Annotated in this window: 17 protein-coding genes and 2 tRNA genes; 2 read left to right on the forward strand and 17 right to left on the reverse strand. The window is 41.4% G+C overall.

Annotated elements, in window-relative coordinates; all coding sequences use genetic code 11:
• Positions 1-246 precede the first annotated feature (246 nt).
• Positions 247-1638, forward strand: coding sequence for a PhoH family protein (locus tag TW85_RS08475; protein ID WP_046016670.1), 1392 nt, complete (start codon positions 247-249; stop codon positions 1636-1638).
• 75 nt (positions 1639-1713) lie between these two features.
• Here the strand turns inward: TW85_RS08475 and TW85_RS08480 are convergent, their stop codons facing one another.
• The 4 genes from TW85_RS08480 to TW85_RS08495 form a co-directional block, all read right to left on the reverse strand.
• Positions 1714-2334, reverse strand: a complete 621-nt coding sequence (locus tag TW85_RS08480; RefSeq protein WP_046016671.1) for a bifunctional 4-hydroxy-2-oxoglutarate aldolase/2-dehydro-3-deoxy-phosphogluconate aldolase — start codon at positions 2332-2334, stop codon at positions 1714-1716.
• 61 nt (positions 2335-2395) lie between these two features.
• Entirely contained in the window at positions 2396-3874 is a 1479-nt protein-coding gene (zwf, locus tag TW85_RS08485) for a glucose-6-phosphate dehydrogenase (RefSeq protein WP_046016672.1), read from the reverse strand.
• Positions 3867-4853, reverse strand: coding sequence for a glucokinase (gene glk, locus TW85_RS08490; protein ID WP_046016673.1), 987 nt, complete (start codon positions 4851-4853; stop codon positions 3867-3869). The genes zwf and glk overlap by 8 nt, the downstream gene beginning before the upstream one ends.
• Positions 4854-4954: 101 nt before the next feature.
• On the reverse strand, positions 4955-6019 hold the full coding sequence (locus tag TW85_RS08495; RefSeq protein ID WP_046016674.1) for a GGDEF domain-containing protein: 1065 nt from the start codon (positions 6017-6019) through the stop codon (positions 4955-4957).
• Positions 6020-6315: 296 nt separating this feature from the next.
• Here TW85_RS08495 and TW85_RS08500 point away from each other — a divergent pair, with 296 nt between their 5' ends.
• Positions 6316-6636 (forward strand): hypothetical protein, encoded by a 321-nt coding sequence (locus tag TW85_RS08500; protein ID WP_046016675.1) that lies wholly within the window; start codon positions 6316-6318, stop codon positions 6634-6636.
• Here the strand turns inward: TW85_RS08500 and TW85_RS08505 are convergent, their stop codons facing one another.
• The 13 genes from TW85_RS08505 to tpiA form a co-directional block, all read right to left on the reverse strand.
• Positions 6637-7692: a DUF3080 family protein gene (locus TW85_RS08505; protein ID WP_162197497.1), complete on the reverse strand. Its 1056-nt coding sequence runs from the start codon at positions 7690-7692 to the stop codon at positions 6637-6639.
• A gap of 136 nt (positions 7693-7828) precedes the next feature.
• Positions 7829-8428, reverse strand: a complete 600-nt coding sequence (locus TW85_RS08510; protein WP_046016676.1) for an LPP20 family lipoprotein — start codon at positions 8426-8428, stop codon at positions 7829-7831.
• Between the two features lie 166 nt (positions 8429-8594).
• Positions 8595-10703 carry a polyribonucleotide nucleotidyltransferase gene (gene pnp / locus TW85_RS08515; RefSeq protein WP_046016677.1) on the reverse strand — a complete coding sequence of 703 codons (2109 nt, stop codon included), beginning with the start codon at positions 10701-10703 and terminating at the stop codon, positions 8595-8597.
• A 203-nt stretch (positions 10704-10906) separates the two neighbouring features.
• Positions 10907-11176, reverse strand: coding sequence for a 30S ribosomal protein S15 (gene rpsO / locus TW85_RS08520; protein ID WP_009835750.1), 270 nt, complete (start codon positions 11174-11176; stop codon positions 10907-10909).
• Between the two features lie 86 nt (positions 11177-11262).
• On the reverse strand, positions 11263-12189 hold the full coding sequence (truB, locus tag TW85_RS08525) for a tRNA pseudouridine(55) synthase TruB (protein WP_046016678.1): 927 nt from the start codon (positions 12187-12189) through the stop codon (positions 11263-11265).
• 28 nt (positions 12190-12217) lie between these two features.
• On the reverse strand, positions 12218-12610 hold the full coding sequence (rbfA, locus tag TW85_RS08530) for a 30S ribosome-binding factor RbfA (protein WP_046016679.1): 393 nt from the start codon (positions 12608-12610) through the stop codon (positions 12218-12220).
• 9 nt (positions 12611-12619) lie between these two features.
• Complete coding sequence (infB, locus tag TW85_RS08535) at positions 12620-15184, reverse strand: translation initiation factor IF-2 (protein WP_046016680.1); 2565 nt, start codon at positions 15182-15184, stop codon at positions 12620-12622.
• 27 nt (positions 15185-15211) lie between these two features.
• Positions 15212-16702, reverse strand: coding sequence for a transcription termination factor NusA (gene nusA, locus TW85_RS08540; protein WP_046016681.1), 1491 nt, complete (start codon positions 16700-16702; stop codon positions 15212-15214).
• Between the two features lie 27 nt (positions 16703-16729).
• A complete protein-coding gene (rimP, locus tag TW85_RS08545; protein ID WP_046016682.1) occupies positions 16730-17191 on the reverse strand; it encodes a ribosome maturation factor RimP in 462 nt (153 codons plus the stop codon).
• Positions 17192-17401: 210 nt separating this feature from the next.
• A tRNA-Met gene (locus TW85_RS08550) sits at positions 17402-17478 on the reverse strand.
• A 45-nt stretch (positions 17479-17523) separates the two neighbouring features.
• Positions 17524-17609, reverse strand: a tRNA-Leu gene (locus tag TW85_RS08555).
• Positions 17610-17640: 31 nt separating this feature from the next.
• Entirely contained in the window at positions 17641-17994 is a 354-nt protein-coding gene (gene secG, locus TW85_RS08560; RefSeq protein ID WP_157196909.1) for a preprotein translocase subunit SecG, read from the reverse strand.
• Positions 17995-17997: 3 nt separating this feature from the next.
• On the reverse strand, positions 17998-18750 hold the full coding sequence (gene tpiA, locus TW85_RS08565) for a triose-phosphate isomerase (RefSeq protein ID WP_046016684.1): 753 nt from the start codon (positions 18748-18750) through the stop codon (positions 17998-18000).
• Between the last annotated feature and the right edge of the window lie 8 nt (positions 18751-18758).

Raw genomic sequence — 18758 nt, forward strand, 5'->3', positions numbered from 1 at the left:
TAATTTTTAGCATATAAAGCTGGGCATTTGTCACAATTTTGTCTTAAACTTAAAACATAATGAATTAGGATTAACGCTAAAACATAATTATGCACAAAGTGAATTAGTCTTTAATATCAAGACCATATAAGCTTTTAAGTGTAGAGAAATAATTTAGTCATACGTTAATTGAAACACAAACTTAATCCCAAGGAAGCGTTAACAAAATCGATATCTTTAAATAATGATCCAACAGGAGTCATGCATATGGAAAAAGTATTTGTCTTAGACACTAACGTTCTACTCCATGATCCACTCGCAATATACGCCTTTGCAGAGCACAAGGTAGTTATCCCCATGACAGTTCTTGAAGAACTGGACATCATTAAAGATAGGCGCGACAAAGACGTCAGCCGAGAAGCCAGACTGGCTATAAATACAATTGACAAAATCGTAGGTGACGCCTCACCTAAAGAGCTACAAGCTGGCGTATCCATTCAAACCACTTCCGCCGACAATTCAAAGTTTTCTGGTTGTTTAGCCATTTTTCCAGACCAACAAATCAAACAACAAGATAACATTCCATTTTTAAACGGTAATCACGCTCACGCCAACGATAATCGCATTATCAATGTCGCCCTTAGCCTTCAAGCCACCAACCCAAGAGACAGAGTCTGCCTTGTTACCAAAGACATTAATATGCGCATCAAGGCCAAAGGTTCGGGTCTTGAAAGAGTTGAGGATTATAAAAAAGACAAAGTACTTGATGATGTAGATTTATTAAGTAAAGGCTATGTCCATTATGAAGGACAATTTTGGGACACCATAGATAAAGTCAAAACAGAAAATCACGGCAGGCATACTGTGCACCTCCTACCAAGAGATGCTATCGAACAAGCTTTTACTAACATGTTTATCACAGACGATTCAGAATTCGTTGGCTTTGTTTGCAACCTAGACGACAACTACATTTACCTACTTGATTTAAATCGAGCAGCTTTAATGCATCAGAGCTTCTGGGGTATAAACCCAAGAAACTTAGAGCAAGCCATGGCTTTTTACTTATTACGCCATGAAAACTCAGATCTCATGATAATGACAGGACCAGCTGGCTCAGGCAAAACCTTACTCGCTCTCGCTTATGCACTACAAGTAAGTATGGAAGAAAAACGTTTCAACAAAATTATTGTAGCCCGCTCAACCCCACCTATGGCAGAAGACATAGGTTTTTTACCCGGCACAGAAGAAGAGAAAATGGCTCCTTGGCTAGCCGCATTTGATGATAATTTAGAAATATTACACGGGGCTGATGAACACTCCATCAGTAGTATTGACTATGTTAAACAGAAGGCAAACATACAATTCAAATCTCTTAACTTTATGCGTGGTAGATCCTTCAATAACGCACTTATCATAGTAGATGAAGCACAGGGACTCACTCAATTCCAACTAAAATCCATTGTGACTCGTATTGGTAGCAATTCACGCATCATTGTCCTTGGCAACTTGGCACAAATTGATAATAAATACATTACTCCACTTACTTCAGGCTTAACTTACCTAGTAGAAAAGTGTAAACACTTTAACTATGCCAGCGTAATGCATGTAAACGGCATAGAAAGAAGCCGACTAGCAGAGTTTGCAGAAGAGAACCTTTAACTAACTTTAATAAACGCTTAAAACAAAAAAGGGAAGCCAATCAATGGCTTCCCTTTTTTAGTGCATCAACTAACACTAGAGCTGTTTAGCCAATGCAGTAATCTCATCCCACTTACCCGCTTCAATCAGATCTTTAGGCACTATCCAAGATCCACCAACACAAAGCACATTTGGCAAAGCCAAATAGTCTTTATAGTTAGCAGGGCTCACACCACCTGTTGGACAAAAATTAATATCTGCCAATGGACCCGCGAAAGCTTTTAGCGCCTTCACACCACCATTCACTTCTGCAGGAAAGAATTTGAAATGATCGTAGCCATATTCCATACCCAAAAGAATATCAGAAATAGTTGCTACAGCAGGCAGGTAAGGCACATCATATTCTTTACCTACCGCCAATAGATCTGGTGTCATACCTGGACTAATAATAAACTGAGAACCAGCCTCAACCGCTTTCACATATTGCTCACGCGTACAAACTGTACCTGCACCCACAATCGCTTCTGGGACCTGCTCTCTCAATGCTGCAATGGCATCCAATGCAGCCTCAGTTCTTAAAGTCACTTCAAGTACAGGTACACCGCCAGCAACAAGTGCTTTACCTAAGTTAATTGCTTGCTCAACATTCTCAACCACAATTACAGGCACAACTGGTGTTGAAGTCATCACTTCTCTAGCTGTTAATTGACTCGCCATTATTCCTATCCTCTATAAATTTGTTTGTTAAAAAATCAAAAGTCGTTGTTTACAACAAGGATTAGTAGTCGTGCCAATTACGGCCATCACGAATAGGCAGTGCCATAGATGCAGCAGGCCCCCAAGAACCTGACGCATATTCTTTTGGTCGCTCACTTGTCTGGCTCCAGGCCTCCATAATACCATCAACCCACTTCCAAGCCGCTTCAACCTCGTCGTAGCGCATGAATAAGGTTGCATCATTGCGCATAACATCAAGCAATAAACGCTCATAAGCTTCTGGGCTACGCTTATTATGGAAAGCTTCAGTTAAACTCAAGTTAAGATCAACGGGCTGAAGGTTCATACCTTCGCTTGCTCCAGGCACTTTATTCATTACAGTCAAAGAAATCTTCTCTTCTGGCTGAAGACGAATAATGAGCTGGTTACGCTGCATTTGGCGATTGCTTTCATCACTAAAAATACTATGAGGAACCGCTTTATATTGGATGACAATTTCAGAGTAACGCTCACCTAAACGCTTACCCGTACGAAGGTAGAAAGGAACACCAGCCCAACGCCAGTTATCAATATCAGCCCTTAGAGACACAAAGGTTTCAGTTCGAGAGTCAGGGTTACTACCTTCCTCATCAAAATACCCTTGTACAGAATTGCCATTTACCACACCTTTTGCATATTGCCCGCGCACTGTTTTGGTATAAGCATTAGCACCAGTAATTGGGCGTAACGCTTTAAGCACTTTAATTTTTTCATCCCGTACAGAGCTTGCATCCATTCTGCCTGGCGGCTCCATAGCCACTAGACACAAAAGCTGAACCAGGTGGTTTTGTACCATATCGCGCAGCGCACCGGCCTTATCGTAATAGCCCCAACGCCCCTCAACACCTACCGTTTCAGACACAGTAATTTGCACATTGTCTATGTGCGCACTATTCCAAAGCGGCTCAAACAAAGTATTACCAAAACGAATCGCTAGCAGGTTTTGAACAGTCTCTTTCCCTAGGTAGTGATCAATACGGAAGACTTGGCTTTCATTGAAGTTTAATTTCACCTCAGTATTAATTGCTCTTGAGGAAACAAGATCACGCCCAAGCGGCTTTTCTAGCACCACTCGCATACGATCTTCACTCAAACCTACAGCAGCCAAAGAAGAAGATATAGGGCCAAATAAATCAGGAGACGTTGCCAGATAGAAAACAACATCTTTATTGTTTTCACCTACACCGTGCTCATTAAAGCGAGAAAAATCAGCAGGCTCTTGGGCGTTAACAGACACATAACTTAAACGCTCTTTAAATCTAGGCCAAGTTTCATTATCGTCAATACTTGAAGGCACAAACTCATCTAAGGCTTCTCTGACCTTAGCCTGATACTCCTGTGCCGTCATATCTCGGCGAGACGCACCAATAACACGAGTTGTTGAGGTTAATAGACCATCCATATCTAAGTGATAGAGAGCGGGTAGTAATTTACGCATGGCAAGGTCACCACCTCCGCCGAAAATTACAACATCACAATCTTTTAAACGGGAATTACTCATTACTCTCTCCATTATTTGACGCTTTTACTAGATATGAAGCATATTTAGCACAACCAATTAAACCTGGGTGCTCTGCCGTTACAACAAAAGTAGGGATAGCACTCACTAAATGTCGCATACGCCCTTTTTCTTCTAATGCTTGCCTAAAGCCACTTTCAATAAATTCAGTTAAATATCTAGGCACTATGCCGCCTGCGATATAAACACCACCTCGAGCTTCAACATTTAAAATTAAATCACCAATGACACGCCCTAAATAAACAAAGAACTGTGACATACAAGCGACAGCTAAAGGGTCATTTTCTTTGAAAGCCTTGCCTATTTCTGGCGCAGTTAAACTTTGATCCAAGCCTTGCTTATGAGCCAGTGCAGCATAAATATTTTCCATCCCCATCCCAGAAAGCACACGTTCAGCAGAGACTCTGTGATGCCGCTCACGCAAGTAAGATAAAATATAGTCCTCTTGCTCGGTACAGCTTGTTAAATCTACGTGACCACCTTCTCCGGGCAATACATAACCGATATCTGCCTGAGGGATAACGCAAGCAACACCTAAACCTGTTCCAGGCCCCACAACCCATGCAGGTTGAGATGAATCAACCGTGCCATCACCAACGGCTACAAGATCTTTTTCTTCAAGTACATCTAGTGAGTGGCCAATCGCATCAAAGTCATTCAACAAAGCGAGTTTTTTCTCTGGACCAAAGTAAGCAACTAGATCATCACGAGTAAACTGCCAATTATTATTTGAGAAACGAATCAAAGGCTGATTAATAGGCCCTGCAATCGCTAATACGACAGCAGAAATAGACTCAATTGAAACACTGGATTGGGAAAGGTATTCGTTTAGCGCTAAAAAAAGAGTATCGAACTCTTCACAAGGTAGCACTTTAATTTCTTGGACTTGAGTGCTGCCAATTGGAGACAATGCAAAACGCGCATTTGTGCCACCCAAATCAGCAATAAGTGCATAGGACATAACTAGACTCGATCTAAATTTAATGAAATTTTACTACATAATTTCACTAAAAAACATACGGAAAGTGGATTTCAAACAAGATTATTGTAATAAAATTACAATTATTTCAAACGATTTAAAAACTTAAAGACTTTAGTTGGTACAGATCGCTTACGATTATTTTTATAATCGTACAGACGCTCATCCGCCAATTTTAACAGTTGTTTATAGTTGCCTACCCTATCAGTCTCAACGCTCGCACCACCATAGCTAATCGTAATAGGTACAAGATTGGATTTGTAATGCAAAGGGTTCGATTGCAAGTATTCATGTAAAGACTCAGCAATCTGCAGACCATGATCCAAAGACTTACCAGGTAAAACAAAAACAAACTCATCACCAGCAAATCGAAAGGCAAGCCCCTGCTTATGCACATGCTTTAAAAGCCGCTTAGCAATATATTCGAGCACCTCATCACCACAGTTGTGTCCCAAGGTATCATTAATTGATTTAAACGCATCACAATCCAAAAAGGCGACCGTTAAATCTCTCTGCTCATGCTTAGCTCTCTGAAACTCTCTATCTAGCATTAATTCCAACTGACGACGATTTAATAATCCAGTCAACGAATCTCTAGTTGCTAGGTATTCAAGTTTTTCACGAGCCGTCACATTACTCAGGCAAATGGAGATTTTAATGGCTAGCTGATCTAACAGAAATGTGTCTTTTAACCTAGGGTCATAACGCTCCTGAGTTGCATCGGCCTGACAAAACAACCCCACAAGAGCACCATCAATTGTTAAAGGAGAAATAGCAAGAGAGTGCACCACCCCTTGATACACAGTAGGAATGATAGCTTGGCATTTAGCAACATCATCATTTACCAAGATAGTTTTGGCCGATGATTTAATAACATCAACCATATGGCTACGGCGTGAAAACATCACTCTATCACGTAAATTAGGCGTTTTTTCTAAGCTTTCCATAAGATGGGAAAGCGGCGCTTCATTAATCAGGTTAACCCACACATAAGGCACATTAAACTGTTTCTGCACCTCTTTAGTTAATGTCGAAACAAACTGGTCACAACGGCCAATCGATAGAATGCAGCGCTCTATTTCAAAGAACTTACGAGCTATTTGCTCGTTTTCTCTTACATTTTCTATCAGTTGGTTAATATCATGCATATAGGCTACCAGTAATTAATCACGCCACTTCAAAACACTATAAAGATTACCTTGAATCATTTATCAAACGGGATTCATTCCCTCATAGGCAAACTCTTGTTAACTAATATCTCAATTGAAAACAAGATCCCTTATCACCCTAGTATATATCTAGCCTAAAATTAATAAACTTACTTTCTGCAAATACTTGTCTTTAAAGTAAATAAATACAATTTATGCGATAAAGATATGACAAAAAAGTTAAAGCTTTCTGTTATTTGTTCGATAGTTAAGGAAAGATAAAAAGTTGTGTCTAGATGAATATAATCAATATTGTTGAAAGCCAGATTACCCAGCGTACACATGCAGGCAGCAGTGTCTCTAATAACGCTCAGTTTGCGCTTTTAATGAGTTTATTTACTCAACCAGGACCGGCTATCTATAACGATGAGGATAGTCTGAATCAACACAGCTACCATGCAGTTAACCGCCCTATTAGCTTTAAGCAGGCCATACACACTAATCCTCAAGCAAATATCGCATTATTAAAAGCATTAGGGTCAGAACCTCTAATCGAAGCCAACTCTACCCCTTACGACGCCCTTGAAAGTGTCAGCACACTCATTGCTAGCGCTTAATTAAAACAGGTGACAACCTCTTAATAAGCGATTCCATTGAGTAGCATGTTGCTGCGTACTCATTTGATAAAGACGCCATATTTCAGATTCATTTTTCATAGAAAACTGCTGAAGAAATGAAGCTAATTCAGCACCAGAAGGTGCAGCATTAAGCTCAATGACAGACAAGCTTGTCAGAACCTCATAAGCGGTACGATTTATACGAGCCATATAGGGCTGGATGCGCTCCAAATAATGTGTTTTGAATTGCTGTTTTAAAAATACCATTGGCCCTCGACAAAAAGCAGAATCAGTCTCTAATACAGATAGATGGTCTGCTACTTTTGCCAAGTAATCCGTCAATAGAAGCAAGCTTAGTATGAGTCTCCCCGCGTATTCACTATCATGAATAACTTTAAAGTGACTTTCAAAGTCATCCAATAAACCAGACTTTAAAATTGACTCTGCACTTTGTTCTGCCTCAATCATCTCCCCTAATCTCGCCAATTTATCTAACGAAATTCGTAAAGCCTGAAAGCTGGATTGGTTCTCAGAAAGCGGTAGGTAACCATTGGAAAAACTATAGAACACATCAGTTTCTTTAGAGTTAAAAACAGCGTTTGCATACACCTTATTTAGCTCTTGCCGTTTTACTCTAGCAACCAAACTAAGTTTATCTTGCAGCGATGACGAAGCAGCATCACACTCATTTAACGCTTTAATCACCCTCACTTCATACAGTAGCTGCTGACTATTAGGCATAACCTTACCTAAAACACTGTTTTTCTCCCCAACTAAAAACCCTAAATCACAATGCTGTAGCGACAAAAAATCAATAAGCCCAATATCAAACTGAGTTAGACTCTGCTGTTTAAGCTTGTATGACGGTAAAGAATAAGCAGGAAACCTTTTAGCCGGCTCTTCGATAGTTAGTTGTTCGTAACGATTTAAATCCTTTACATAGGCTTTAAGGCTATCAGAAATGTCACTTGATCCCTGACACCCAACCAAGGAGAGGCAACAAGCTGTGATCACTAACCAACTTACTTTCAACTTCCTGAAATAGAAAAACGTCAAGACCACTTCCCAACCCACTTTAACAAAACTTTATAAGCTTAGTCGCTTCATTCTTAACTCTCTAACAAAGCGAACAGCTTAATTTAAGCATAAAAAAAGCGAACCCAAGGGCTCGCTTCTCTATTTACAGGGGATACTACTTACGAGACTTAGCAATTTCTTCTGCTAACTCATCAAAGCTTTTACCCGCTTTAAACTGTTGATATAAAGCTTGGTCATTATTCATTGATGTTTTCAATAAATCTTTAGTGACCTGCTCAACACCAGAAGGATCTAAAGCAACTAGCACAACAATACCGCCTGTTGGCGTTGGCATTTGGCGAATAATCTTAGAGCCCACTAGAGTTTGATCTGTAATCTGCTTAGTCACAGATGTATTTACACGATCAACGGTTTCAGCATCACCTGCACCTGTTGTTTCAGCATATTGCTTAATCATATTCTGAATATCTAGACTAAGCACTTGAGCTAATTCTACACGAGCAGCCGTTGCAGCCATCTGCTTCATAAAGTTAGGACCAGCACCAGACTTATCACTATAACCTACAGCAGACAAATCATAACCAGGCATAGGTGCACCACAAACCCAATCAGGGGCAGCGCCACCAGAGCCATCAGCAAACAAGCAAGAAGCAACTGGAGCTGCAACAGCTTGAGTTTCTGTCTTTTCAGGTGATGAACCACAAGCAACTAGAAATGCGGAAGCCATTAAGGTTCCAAGTAAGCGATATTTCATAAGATCTCCCTATTAATAAGCGTCAGCACTGACCTTATATATATTTTATAGCTCAAATAATTAGTTTAGTCTTACCGAATATTAAAAGTAATAAAGCTATCAGGCAAGAACAAAAAAGGGAGAGCATATGCTCTCCCTTTTTTTATATCAGAAGCTGAGTCTTTACTTATTCAGTAAAAGCCGCTTTTTCTTCTTCTGATACATCTTTCATAGAAAGCTTGATACGACCACGAGCATCAACATCTAGTACCTTAACCAAAACTTCTTGGCCTTCTTCTAGGAAGTCAGATACAGCACGGATACGCTCTTCAGCAATCTGAGAAATGTGAACTAGACCATCTTTACCAGGCAAGATAGTAACAAATGCACCAAACTCAGCTAGACGAGCTACAGTACCTTTATAGATCTTGTCTACTTCAGCTTCAGCAGTGATTTCATAGATACGAACCAAAGCAGCATCAGATGACGCCTTATCTGCAGCGTAGATACGAACAGTACCATCATCATCAAGATCGATAGAAGCACCTGTTTGTTCAGTAATTGAGCGGATAGTTGCACCACCTTTACCGATAACGTCACGAATCTTCTCAGGATCAATTTTGATAGAAGCCATAGAAGGTGCATTTGGTGATACTTCAGGACGAGCATAACCAATCACTTTAGACATTTCACGTAGGATATGAGTACGAGCTTCAAGCGCTTGGCTCAAAGCGATATCCATGATCTCTTCGTTGATACCTTCAATTTTGATATCCATTTGAAGAGCAGTAATACCTTCTTCAGTACCCGCTACTTTAAAGTCCATATCACCTAGGTGATCTTCGTCACCCAAGATGTCAGTAAGAACGGCAAAACCGTCATCTTCTTTCACAAGACCCATTGCAATACCAGCAACAGGTGCTTTAAGAGGAACACCAGCATCCATCATAGACAAGCTAGCACCACATACAGAAGCCATTGAGCTTGAACCGTTAGATTCAGTGATCTCAGATACGATACGGATTGTGTATGGGAATTCCTCTTCTGAAGGCAATACCGCTTGAACACCACGACGCGCTAAACGACCATGACCAATCTCACGACGACCAACACCACCCATACGACCACATTCACCTACAGAGTAAGGAGGGAAGTTATAGTGCAGCATGAAGCTATCTTTATTTTCACCAGCAAGGCCATCGCTCATCTGTGCATCACGGCTAGTGCCTAATGTACAAGTTGCAATTGCTTGAGTTTCACCACGTGTAAACAAAGAAGAACCGTGAGTTTTGCTTAGAAGACCAACTTCAACTTCGATTGGACGAACTGTTTTGTTGTCACGACCATCAATACGAGGCTTGCTTTCGATTACACGACGACGAACTGTGTTTTTCTCAAGTTTCGCGAATGCTTTCGTTACATCAACTTCTTCAACACCAGCTTCTTCAGAAACTAGCGCTTCAACTGCCGCTGTACGAACTTCGTCTAGCTTGCTGTAACGTGCCATTTTTTCACTAATGCCGTATGCTGCTTCAACTTGATCAGCAAAACCTTCAGTGATAGCCGCTTTAAGTGTTTCGTTTTCTGGTTCAGCAGACCACTCCCAACGAGGCTTGCCAGCTTCAGCAGCAAACTCGGTGATAGCAGTAACAGCTGCTTGCAATTCTTTATGTGCGAACAATACAGCACCAAGCATTTCGTCTTCTGTCAACTCTTGTGCTTCAGACTCAACCATTAGAACTGCGTCTTTAGTACCAGCAACAACCATGTCCAACAAAGAACCATCTAGCTCTGAGTAAGAAGGGTTTAGTACATAGCCATCATCATCATTGAATCCAACACGAGCAGCACCGATAGGACCATTGAATGGAATACCAGAAACTGAAAGCGCTGCAGAAGTCGCTAGCATGCCAGCAATATCAGCGTCAGTGTCTGTGTTTGTAGACATAACAGTAATAACAACCTGCACTTCGTTCATGAACCCTTTAGGGAACAAAGGACGAATAGGACGGTCAATAAGACGAGAAGTTAGTGTTTCTTTTTCTGATGGACGACCTTCACGCTTAAGAAAGCCACCAGGAATTTTACCAACAGCGTAAGCACGCTCTTGGTAATGAACTGAAAGTGGGAAGAAGCTTTGACCAGCTTGTGCACTTTTAGCACCTACAACGGTCGCAAGAACTTGCACATCACCAATTGTACAAAGTACAGAACCTGTTGCTTGACGTGCAACGCGGCCTGTTTCTAGTGTTACGGTATCTTTACCGAACTGAAAAGTTTTAGTCGTAATACTCACAAGTATTCCTTATTAAATTTAAAAACTGTTTTCACCCAAAGACATTCTTTTAGAGCCAGTACTCAGATTATTTCTCAATCAAATCTAGGGTTAAATTTAATTTTTGCAAAAAATAATTTGAAGTACAGGCTGTCCCTTGGGGATGAAACTATCTAATTTAGGCTAAAAAAAAGGCCATAGTAAACTATGGCCTTTCTTCAGTCTTAGCGACGTAGACCTAGCTTTTTGATCAAGCCAGTGTAACGTGCTGCGTCTTTACGCTTAAGGTAGTCCAACAACTTACGACGTTGGTTTACCATGCGAATAAGACCGCGACGAGAATGATGGTCATGGATATGAGCTTTAAAGTGACCTTGTAGACCTTCGATATTCTTAGTCAACAAAGCAACTTGAACTTCAGGTGAACCTGTATCGCCTTCAGCTACTTGAAACTCTTTTACCAATGCTGCTTTTGATTCTGCAGTTAATGCCATTATCTTATCTCCGATATAATATGCTATTAAAAATATAGGATGGCCGAGCATATTTTCAGGCACCCTAGATACAGTAAAAAACGGAATTAGCCCTGTTCTTCACTCGTATTTATTAATCTGTGAGGTTTAATAAATTCACCTCGAATTTGCCCTAAGCCAAAGAACCTTTGATCAGCTTGCGCGAATAAACGCACTAAACTTTCTTCTTCAAACTCAGTGTCATTGGCCAATGCACGACCAAAAAGAATGTCCCTAGCATCAGCCGCGGACAATTCTACCCTATTAAGATGCATAACGGCAGAGTCCATTGGCAATAAATGTTTATCCAATTCAGGATAACCAGCTTCAGCCATTGCCTCAAACTCTTCCAAGGTAAGCATATCTTGTGGATCATAACCTGCTGATGAAACTCGGTGTAATGCTGATAAATGTGCACCACAACCTAATGCTTCACCCACATCCTCACCAATAGTGCGAATATAGGTTCCTTTCGAGCAAGAAATATCTAGGGTTAAACTATTTTCCGACCTTTCTAAAACAGTAAGATCAGAAATAGTAACCGCTCTACGTTTACGCTCAATAACAATACCTTGTCGAGCATACTCATAAAGAGGTTTACCTTCATGCTTTAACGCTGAATACATAGGAGGAATCTGCTCTATATCGCCACGAAAACGATCTAGTATGGTTTCCAATGCTTCATCCGTTAAATCAGGCACAGGCTCTGTTGTTAACACATCACCTTCAGCATCACCTGTGGTTGTTCTTACCCCAAGCGACACCTTAGTAATATAACGTTTATCAGCATCTAATAAGAACTGAGAAAATTTAGTGGCTTCACCAAAACACAATGGCAACATACCTGTTGCCAAAGGGTCAAGGGCTCCAGTGTGCCCCGCTTTCTCAGCTTGAAATAAACGTCTAACTTTTTGCAAAGCCTGATTTGAGCTTAAGCCTAAAGGTTTATTCAGTAAGACGACCCCATGTACTGGTCGCCATGTACGTTTTACCATTTTACTTCTAACCTAGATCTTAAGCAGTTTATTCACTGTCATTTTCTGGATTATGCTTAGCATCTGCTTTAATTGCTTCATCAATTAAGGCAGACATTTTTGCACCATTCACTACGCTATCATCATAATGAAAACGTAACTGAGGCATCACACGAAGTTTAATTTCCTGTGATGCACGGCGGCGTAAAAAATTACTAGCACTGTCTAGTGCGGTTTGGCTGTCTGCCAGCTTTTCTGGCTTATCATCCATTCCTAACACAGTGTAATAAATGTCAGCGTAACCAAGATCCTTAGCTACTCTGACTTCATTAATAGTGATTATCCCTAAACGAGGATCTTTCACTTCAAACTGTATAATAGAAGCCAGCTCTTTTTGAAGCTGGTCTCCTATGCGACTAGTACGACTAAATTCGCTTGCCATTTTAGCCTCTTACAAAGAACGAGCGACTTCGACAGTCTCAAAGACTTCGATCTTATCGCCAACTTTAACATCGGTATAGTTCTTCACACCGATACCACATTCCATGCCTTTGCTAACCTCATTAGTTGCATCTTTGAAGCGACGTAGTGACTCAAGTTCGCCTTCATAAATAACAACATCATCACGCAATACACGGATTTGCTTGTTACGGTAAACCGTCCCTTCAACAACCATACAACCGGCAATAAGACCGAATTTAGGTGAACGGAAGATGTCACGAACTTCAGCAGTACCCTTAATATCTTCACGAAGATCAGGAGACAACATACCAGATAGCGCCTGCTTAACATCATCAATGATGTTATAGATTACGCTGTAGTATCTTAGATCAACTGACTCACGTTCGATGAAGATTTTAGCTGATGCATCAGCACGTACGTTGAAACCAAAGATTACCGCATCAGAAGCCAAAGCTAGTGTTGCGTCTGTTTCAGTGATACCACCTACACCGCTTGAAATAATATTTACACGTACTTCATCAGTGTTTAGGTCAAGTAAAGACTTATTCAAGGCTTCAAGAGAACCACGAACATCAGCTTTTAAAACAACGTTCAATGTACGAACTTCGTCTTTACCCATTTCAGAGAATAGGTTTTCTAGCTTAGCTGAGTATTGACGAGCAAAGCGTACTTCACGGTATTTACCTTGACGGAAGTTAGCAACTTCACGTGCTTTGCGCTCGTCAGATACAACCAAGAACTCTTCACCAGCATCAGGTGTACCATCAAGACCCAAGATCTCAACTGGAATAGAAGGGCCAGCACTTTCAATTGGCTTACCATTTTCATCCAGAAGAGCACGTACACGACCCATTTGAAGACCCGCCAATACAATGTCACCTTTCTTCAAGGTACCATTTTGTACAAGCAAGGTAGCAACTGAACCACGACCACGATCTAGACGCGCTTCAACCACAACACCTTTACCAGGAGCACTTGGTACAGCCGTTAGCTCTAGTACTTCAGACTGAAGCAATAGCGCCTCTAGAAGCTCTTCAATACCTTCACCAGACTTAGCAGATACACCAACGAACTGAACATCGCCACCCCATTCTTCAGGTACAACTTCTTGTGCAACTAGCTCGTTTTTAACACGATCAAGGTCTGCACCGTCTTTATCAATCTTAGTAATAGCAACAACCATAGGCACTTCAGCAGCACGAGCATGTTGAATTGCTTCAATTGTTTGTGGCATCACACCATCATCCGCAGCACATACTAGGATAACGATATCTGTCGCTTTCGCACCACGAGCACGCATAGAAGTAAACGCCGCGTGTCCAGGAGTATCCAAGAAGCTGATCATGCCATGAGGCGTTTCTACATGGTAAGCACCAATGTGCTGTGTAATACCACCAGACTCACCCGCTGCTACTCGTGTCGTACGAATGTAGTCAAGTAGCGATGTTTTACCATGGTCAACGTGACCCATTACAGTTACAACTGGTGCACGCTTAATTTCTTCACCTTTGTAGTCAATCGCTTCGATGATGTCATTCTCTACTGCGTTCTCATCAAGGAACTTAACAGTGTGACCCATCTCTTCGACAACCAAGGTTGCTGTATCACGGTCAATTACTTCATTAATGGTCGCCATAGCACCCATTTTGAACATAATTTTGATAACAGCAGCTGCTTTAACTGACATTTTCTCAGCTAAGTCAGCAACAGTAATGCTTTCTGGCAAGGCAACTTCATGCACAATTGGTGCAGTTGGTTTTTGGAAACCGTGCTCTTGAGGAGCCGCTTTACGGTTTTTCTTACCAAGCTTATTGCGACGACCGAACTCATCGTCACCCATGATATTTTTATTACCACGCTTTTTATCAGCACCGAAACGGTTTTTACCTTTACCGTCTTGTTTTTGCGGCGCTGCTTTTTTACCTTTTGAAGGTTCTTTATCAGCAGTCATATGATGGTTTTTCTTCGGTGCTGGTTTAGCTTGTTTTACAGGTTCCAAGGACTCTTTCGCTCCTACGTTGGAATTCTTACCGTCCGATGAGTTCTTAGCAGCAGCTTGAGCTTCTTGTTTCGCTTTTAGCTCAGCCTCAGCAGCTTCAGCAGCCGCTTTTTCTTCTGCTACTTTTCTTTCTGCTTCTTGGCGTGCTTTTTCTTCTGCTGCTAACTTAGCTTTTTCTTCAGCAGCTTGCTTTGCCAGCTCTTCAGCTTGACGCTGCGCCAACAGCTCTTGCTGCTTAGCAGCCTCATCTTCAATATCATTACGCTTCACATAGGTGCGTTTTTTGCGCACTTCTACGTTTACCGTTTTATTATCGCCACCTTTCAAGGTAGAGGTTTTTTTGCGTTGCAAAGTAATACGTTGAGACGATTTATCACCAGACTCATCACCACCATGCGCACGTTGAAGGTGTTTCAATAGCACTTGTTTCTCTGCGTCTGAAACTTCTTGGCTTTCACTTGATTGTGGCAACCCTGCTTCCTTCATCTGAGTCAGCAGCTTCTCTACTGGTGTATTCACCAGCTCGGATAGTGTTTTTACGGTTTGAACTGTCATTAAGTTCCCCCTTTATTCTACTCAGATTTATTCAGATTCAGCGAACCAAGGTGCACGGGCTGTCATGATTAGTGACGCTGCGCGTTCTTCATTGATTTCTTCAATATCAACTAAGTCATCAACAGACTGCTCAGCCAAATCTTCCATTGTACAGATGCCTTTAGACGCTAATACCAATGCCAGATGGTTATCCATACCTTCCATTGTCAGCAAATCTTCAGCCGGTGCAGCCTCTTCCAACTGCTCTTCAGCTTGTAGCGCTAAGTTTAATAAGGCTTCTTTTGCTCTTGAACGAAGTTCGTTAACCAGATCTTCATCAAAATCATCGATATCAAGCATTTCTTCCATTGGCACATAAGCAATTTCTTCTAATGTGGCAAAGCCTTCATCGACAAGCTGACCAGCTAGGTCATCATCAATATCAAGGTTATTCACAAAAAGATTAATAAGCTTATCGGATTCTTCTTGCTGTTTTGCGACAGCATCATCGCTTGTCATTACATTTAACTGCCAACCTGTTAGGTTAGAAGCCAAACGAACATTCTGACCGTTACGACCAATTGCTTGAGCTAGGTTATCGGCACTAACAGCCACTTGCATTGAGTGAGTGTCTTCATCAATAACAATCGAATCAACTTCAGCAGGCGACATTGCATTGATAACTAACTGAGCTGGATTATCATCCCAAAGCACAATATCAACACGCTCACCGTTTAATTCATTAGAAACAGCTTGTACACGTGCACCACGCATACCAACACAAGCACCAATAGGGTCAATACGACGATCATTTGTTTTAACCGCAATTTTTGCACGTAGACCTGGGTCACGAGCAGCACCACGAATTTCAATCATCTCTTCAGCAATTTCTGGCACTTCAAGGCGGAAAAGTTCAACCATGAAAGCAGGATCGTTACGAGATAGAATTAATTGAGCGCCACGACTGTCATCACGAATTTCAAGCAACAAAGCACGAATTCTATCGTTCATGCGGAAAGTTTCGCGTGAAATCAGCTGATCTTTTGGCAATACAGCTTCTGCATTCTCACCTAAATCTACGATTAAGCTATCACGTGTTACTTTTTTAACTTGACCGTGAACCGGCTTGCCAACTTTTTCGCTATAGCGAGCAACAACTTTTGCACGTTCAGCTTCACGAACTTTTTGTACAATCACTTGCTTAGCCGTTTGCGCTGCAATACGACCAAATGCTTCTGATTCAACTTCTTCTTCGAAGATTTCACCAATAGCCAAACCTAGGTTCTGCTCTACTGAGTCATCGATGGTAAGTTCATGGGCAGGTTGAGCATAATCTTCGTCTGCAACAATATCCCACTGACGGTACGTGGTGTAATCACCTGTACGCTGGTCAATTGCAACTCGAATTTTTGCTTCTTCTTCAAAACGGCGTTTAGCGGCACTTGCTAAAGCAATTTCAACTGCTTCAAAAATAACTTGTTTTGGTACGTCTTTTTCGTTGGAAACTGCTTCCACTACCAAAAGAATATCTTTGCTCATCCTTTTAGCCTCTCTTTAAAGGGTAAATTAAAATACTGGAACAACGTTGGCTTTATCAATTAGATCAATTGGTAACAGGTACTCTTCTTGATCTACACGCAATACAACGTCTTCCCCTTCAACGGCTGTCAACTGACCTTTGAACTTACGTCGCCCATCAAATGGCACACGTAAACGCAGCGACACTATCGCTCCGATGTATTCCTCAAATTGAGTCAAATCAAATAATGGACGATCAAGACCAGGTGATGAAACCTCAAGGCTATACTCACCAGTAATTGGGTCCTCAACATCCAAGATAGAACTCACTTGTCGACTAACTTTGGCACAATCCTCGATATCAGTGCCATTTTCAGAGTCACTCTCTATAAACACTCTTAACACCGAATCTTTACCTTGAGAGATATATTCCAACCCCCAAAAACGGTAGCCAAGTCCTTCTACTACAGGACGAATAAAGCCCTCTAATATAGTATCTTTGCTAGACAATCACTTTCTCCGATTTAACAAATGTCAAAGTTCAGAAACAAAAAACGGGCTCTAGGCCCATTTTATTATATCCAGATAACAAAAAACCCCATAAAGGGGTTCTTCAAATGAATCAGAATAATCTAACTCATTGTCTTACTTGAGATTTAGCATCAAGCAAGTTGGAATTCTTTTGTGTAAACAGACCCCTTTAGAAAGATCAATACACAATGGTTGCGGGGGCAGGATTCGAACCTACGGCCTTCGGGTTATGAGCCCGACGAGCTACCAAACTGCTCCACCCCGCGTCAAAGTGTGCACATCATACACACATAATCACTACAAATCAACATTGGTACCGATGGCCGGACTCGAACCGGCACAGCCTTAGGCCACCACCCCCTCAAGGTGGCGTGTCTACCAATTCCACCACATCGGCATACCAAAACTTAACCTATTAAAAGGTAAGTTTACTCAACTACAGGAACATCTGAATTGCCAGCTTGAGGCTCAGCCAAATCAGGAACAGTTACTGTATCTTGAATTTCTTCAACAGCAGGCACAAAGTCTAATTGACCAGAAACTTGCTTAGCTTGCTGACTTGCCACATAAGCAAGACCAAAACTTGTTAAGAAAAATACTAATGCAAATAAAGCTGTCAGCTTACCAAAGAAGCTACCGCCACCTTGACTACCAAACACAGTTTGCGAAGCACCACCACCGAAAGAAGCTCCGGCATCAGCACCTTTACCTTGCTGCAGTAACACCAAACCAATAATCGCAATAGCAGCTAACACGTGTACAACTAAAACCAAAGCTTCCATCATTTAACCTGCAGATTTCACAATACCAATAAATTCTTCAACTTTTAAAGATGCACCCCCAACAAGGGCTCCATCTATATCTGGCATAGCGAACAAGTCAGAGCTTGAGCTCGCTTTTACGCTACCACCATAAATAATTCTTACTTTTTCGCTAACTACTTCATCAGATTTAGCAATGTGCTCACGAATTGCTTTATGCACTTCTTGAGCCTGCTCAGCAGAAGCAGAAAGTCCTGTACCTATTGCCCAAACTGGCTCATATGCAATGACGACTTGTTCAAACGCATTAACACCAACAAGGTTTAGCACAGCGTCAATTTGAGAAAAACACACATCTAAAGTAATGTTTTGCTCACGCTGCTCAAGGCTTTCTCCAATACAGAGAACTGGAGTCAGCTCAGTTGCTAAAAGCGCTTTCGCTTTTTCAGCAATCACCTGATCTGTTTCACCATAAATCGAGCGACGCTCAGAATGCCCAATCAAAACATAATCTACTGCAAAATCTTGCAACATTGAGATACTTACTTCACCAGTAAATGCACCAGAGCCTTGCTCGGATACGTTTTGAGAAGCCATTTTGATAGAGCTTTTCTCTAACAAGTTATCCACTTGCGCTAAATAAGGGAAAGATGGAGCAACCACAACTTCCACAGGAGCATTTTCTATTGCAGCGTTTAAGCCAACAACAAGCTGATTAATTGATTCCGAAGAACCATTCATCTTCCAATTTCCTGCAACAATTTTTTGGCGAGCCATTCTTGCAC

The sequence above is a fragment of the Marinomonas sp. S3726 genome (assembly GCF_000967665.1).
Lineage (GTDB): Bacteria > Pseudomonadota > Gammaproteobacteria > Pseudomonadales > Marinomonadaceae > Marinomonas.

Coding starts and splice junctions, on each gene's coding strand:
- TW85_RS08475 (WP_046016670.1), top strand. CDS start 247: ATGGAAAAAGTATTTGTCTTAGACACTAACGTTCTACTCCATGATCCA.
- zwf (WP_046016672.1), bottom strand. CDS start 3,874: ATGAGTAATTCCCGTTTAAAAGATTGTGATGTTGTAATTTTCGGCGGA.
- glk (WP_046016673.1), bottom strand. CDS start 4,853: ATGTCCTATGCACTTATTGCTGATTTGGGTGGCACAAATGCGCGTTTT.
- secG (WP_157196909.1), bottom strand. CDS start 17,994: ATGGAAGCTTTGGTTTTAGTTGTACACGTGTTAGCTGCTATTGCGATT.
- TW85_RS08495 (WP_046016674.1), bottom strand. CDS start 6,019: ATGCATGATATTAACCAACTGATAGAAAATGTAAGAGAAAACGAGCAA.
- rbfA (WP_046016679.1), bottom strand. CDS start 12,610: ATGGCAAGCGAATTTAGTCGTACTAGTCGCATAGGAGACCAGCTTCAA.
- TW85_RS08510 (WP_046016676.1), bottom strand. CDS start 8,428: ATGAAATATCGCTTACTTGGAACCTTAATGGCTTCCGCATTTCTAGTT.
- truB (WP_046016678.1), bottom strand. CDS start 12,189: ATGGTAAAACGTACATGGCGACCAGTACATGGGGTCGTCTTACTGAAT.
- rpsO (WP_009835750.1), bottom strand. CDS start 11,176: ATGGCATTAACTGCAGAATCAAAAGCAGCATTGGTAAAAGAGTTTCAA.
- nusA (WP_046016681.1), bottom strand. CDS start 16,702: ATGAGCAAAGATATTCTTTTGGTAGTGGAAGCAGTTTCCAACGAAAAA.
- tpiA (WP_046016684.1), bottom strand. CDS start 18,750: ATGGCTCGCCAAAAAATTGTTGCAGGAAATTGGAAGATGAATGGTTCT.
- TW85_RS08480 (WP_046016671.1), bottom strand. CDS start 2,334: ATGGCGAGTCAATTAACAGCTAGAGAAGTGATGACTTCAACACCAGTT.
- infB (WP_046016680.1), bottom strand. CDS start 15,184: ATGACAGTTCAAACCGTAAAAACACTATCCGAGCTGGTGAATACACCA.
- TW85_RS08500 (WP_046016675.1), top strand. CDS start 6,316: ATGAATATAATCAATATTGTTGAAAGCCAGATTACCCAGCGTACACAT.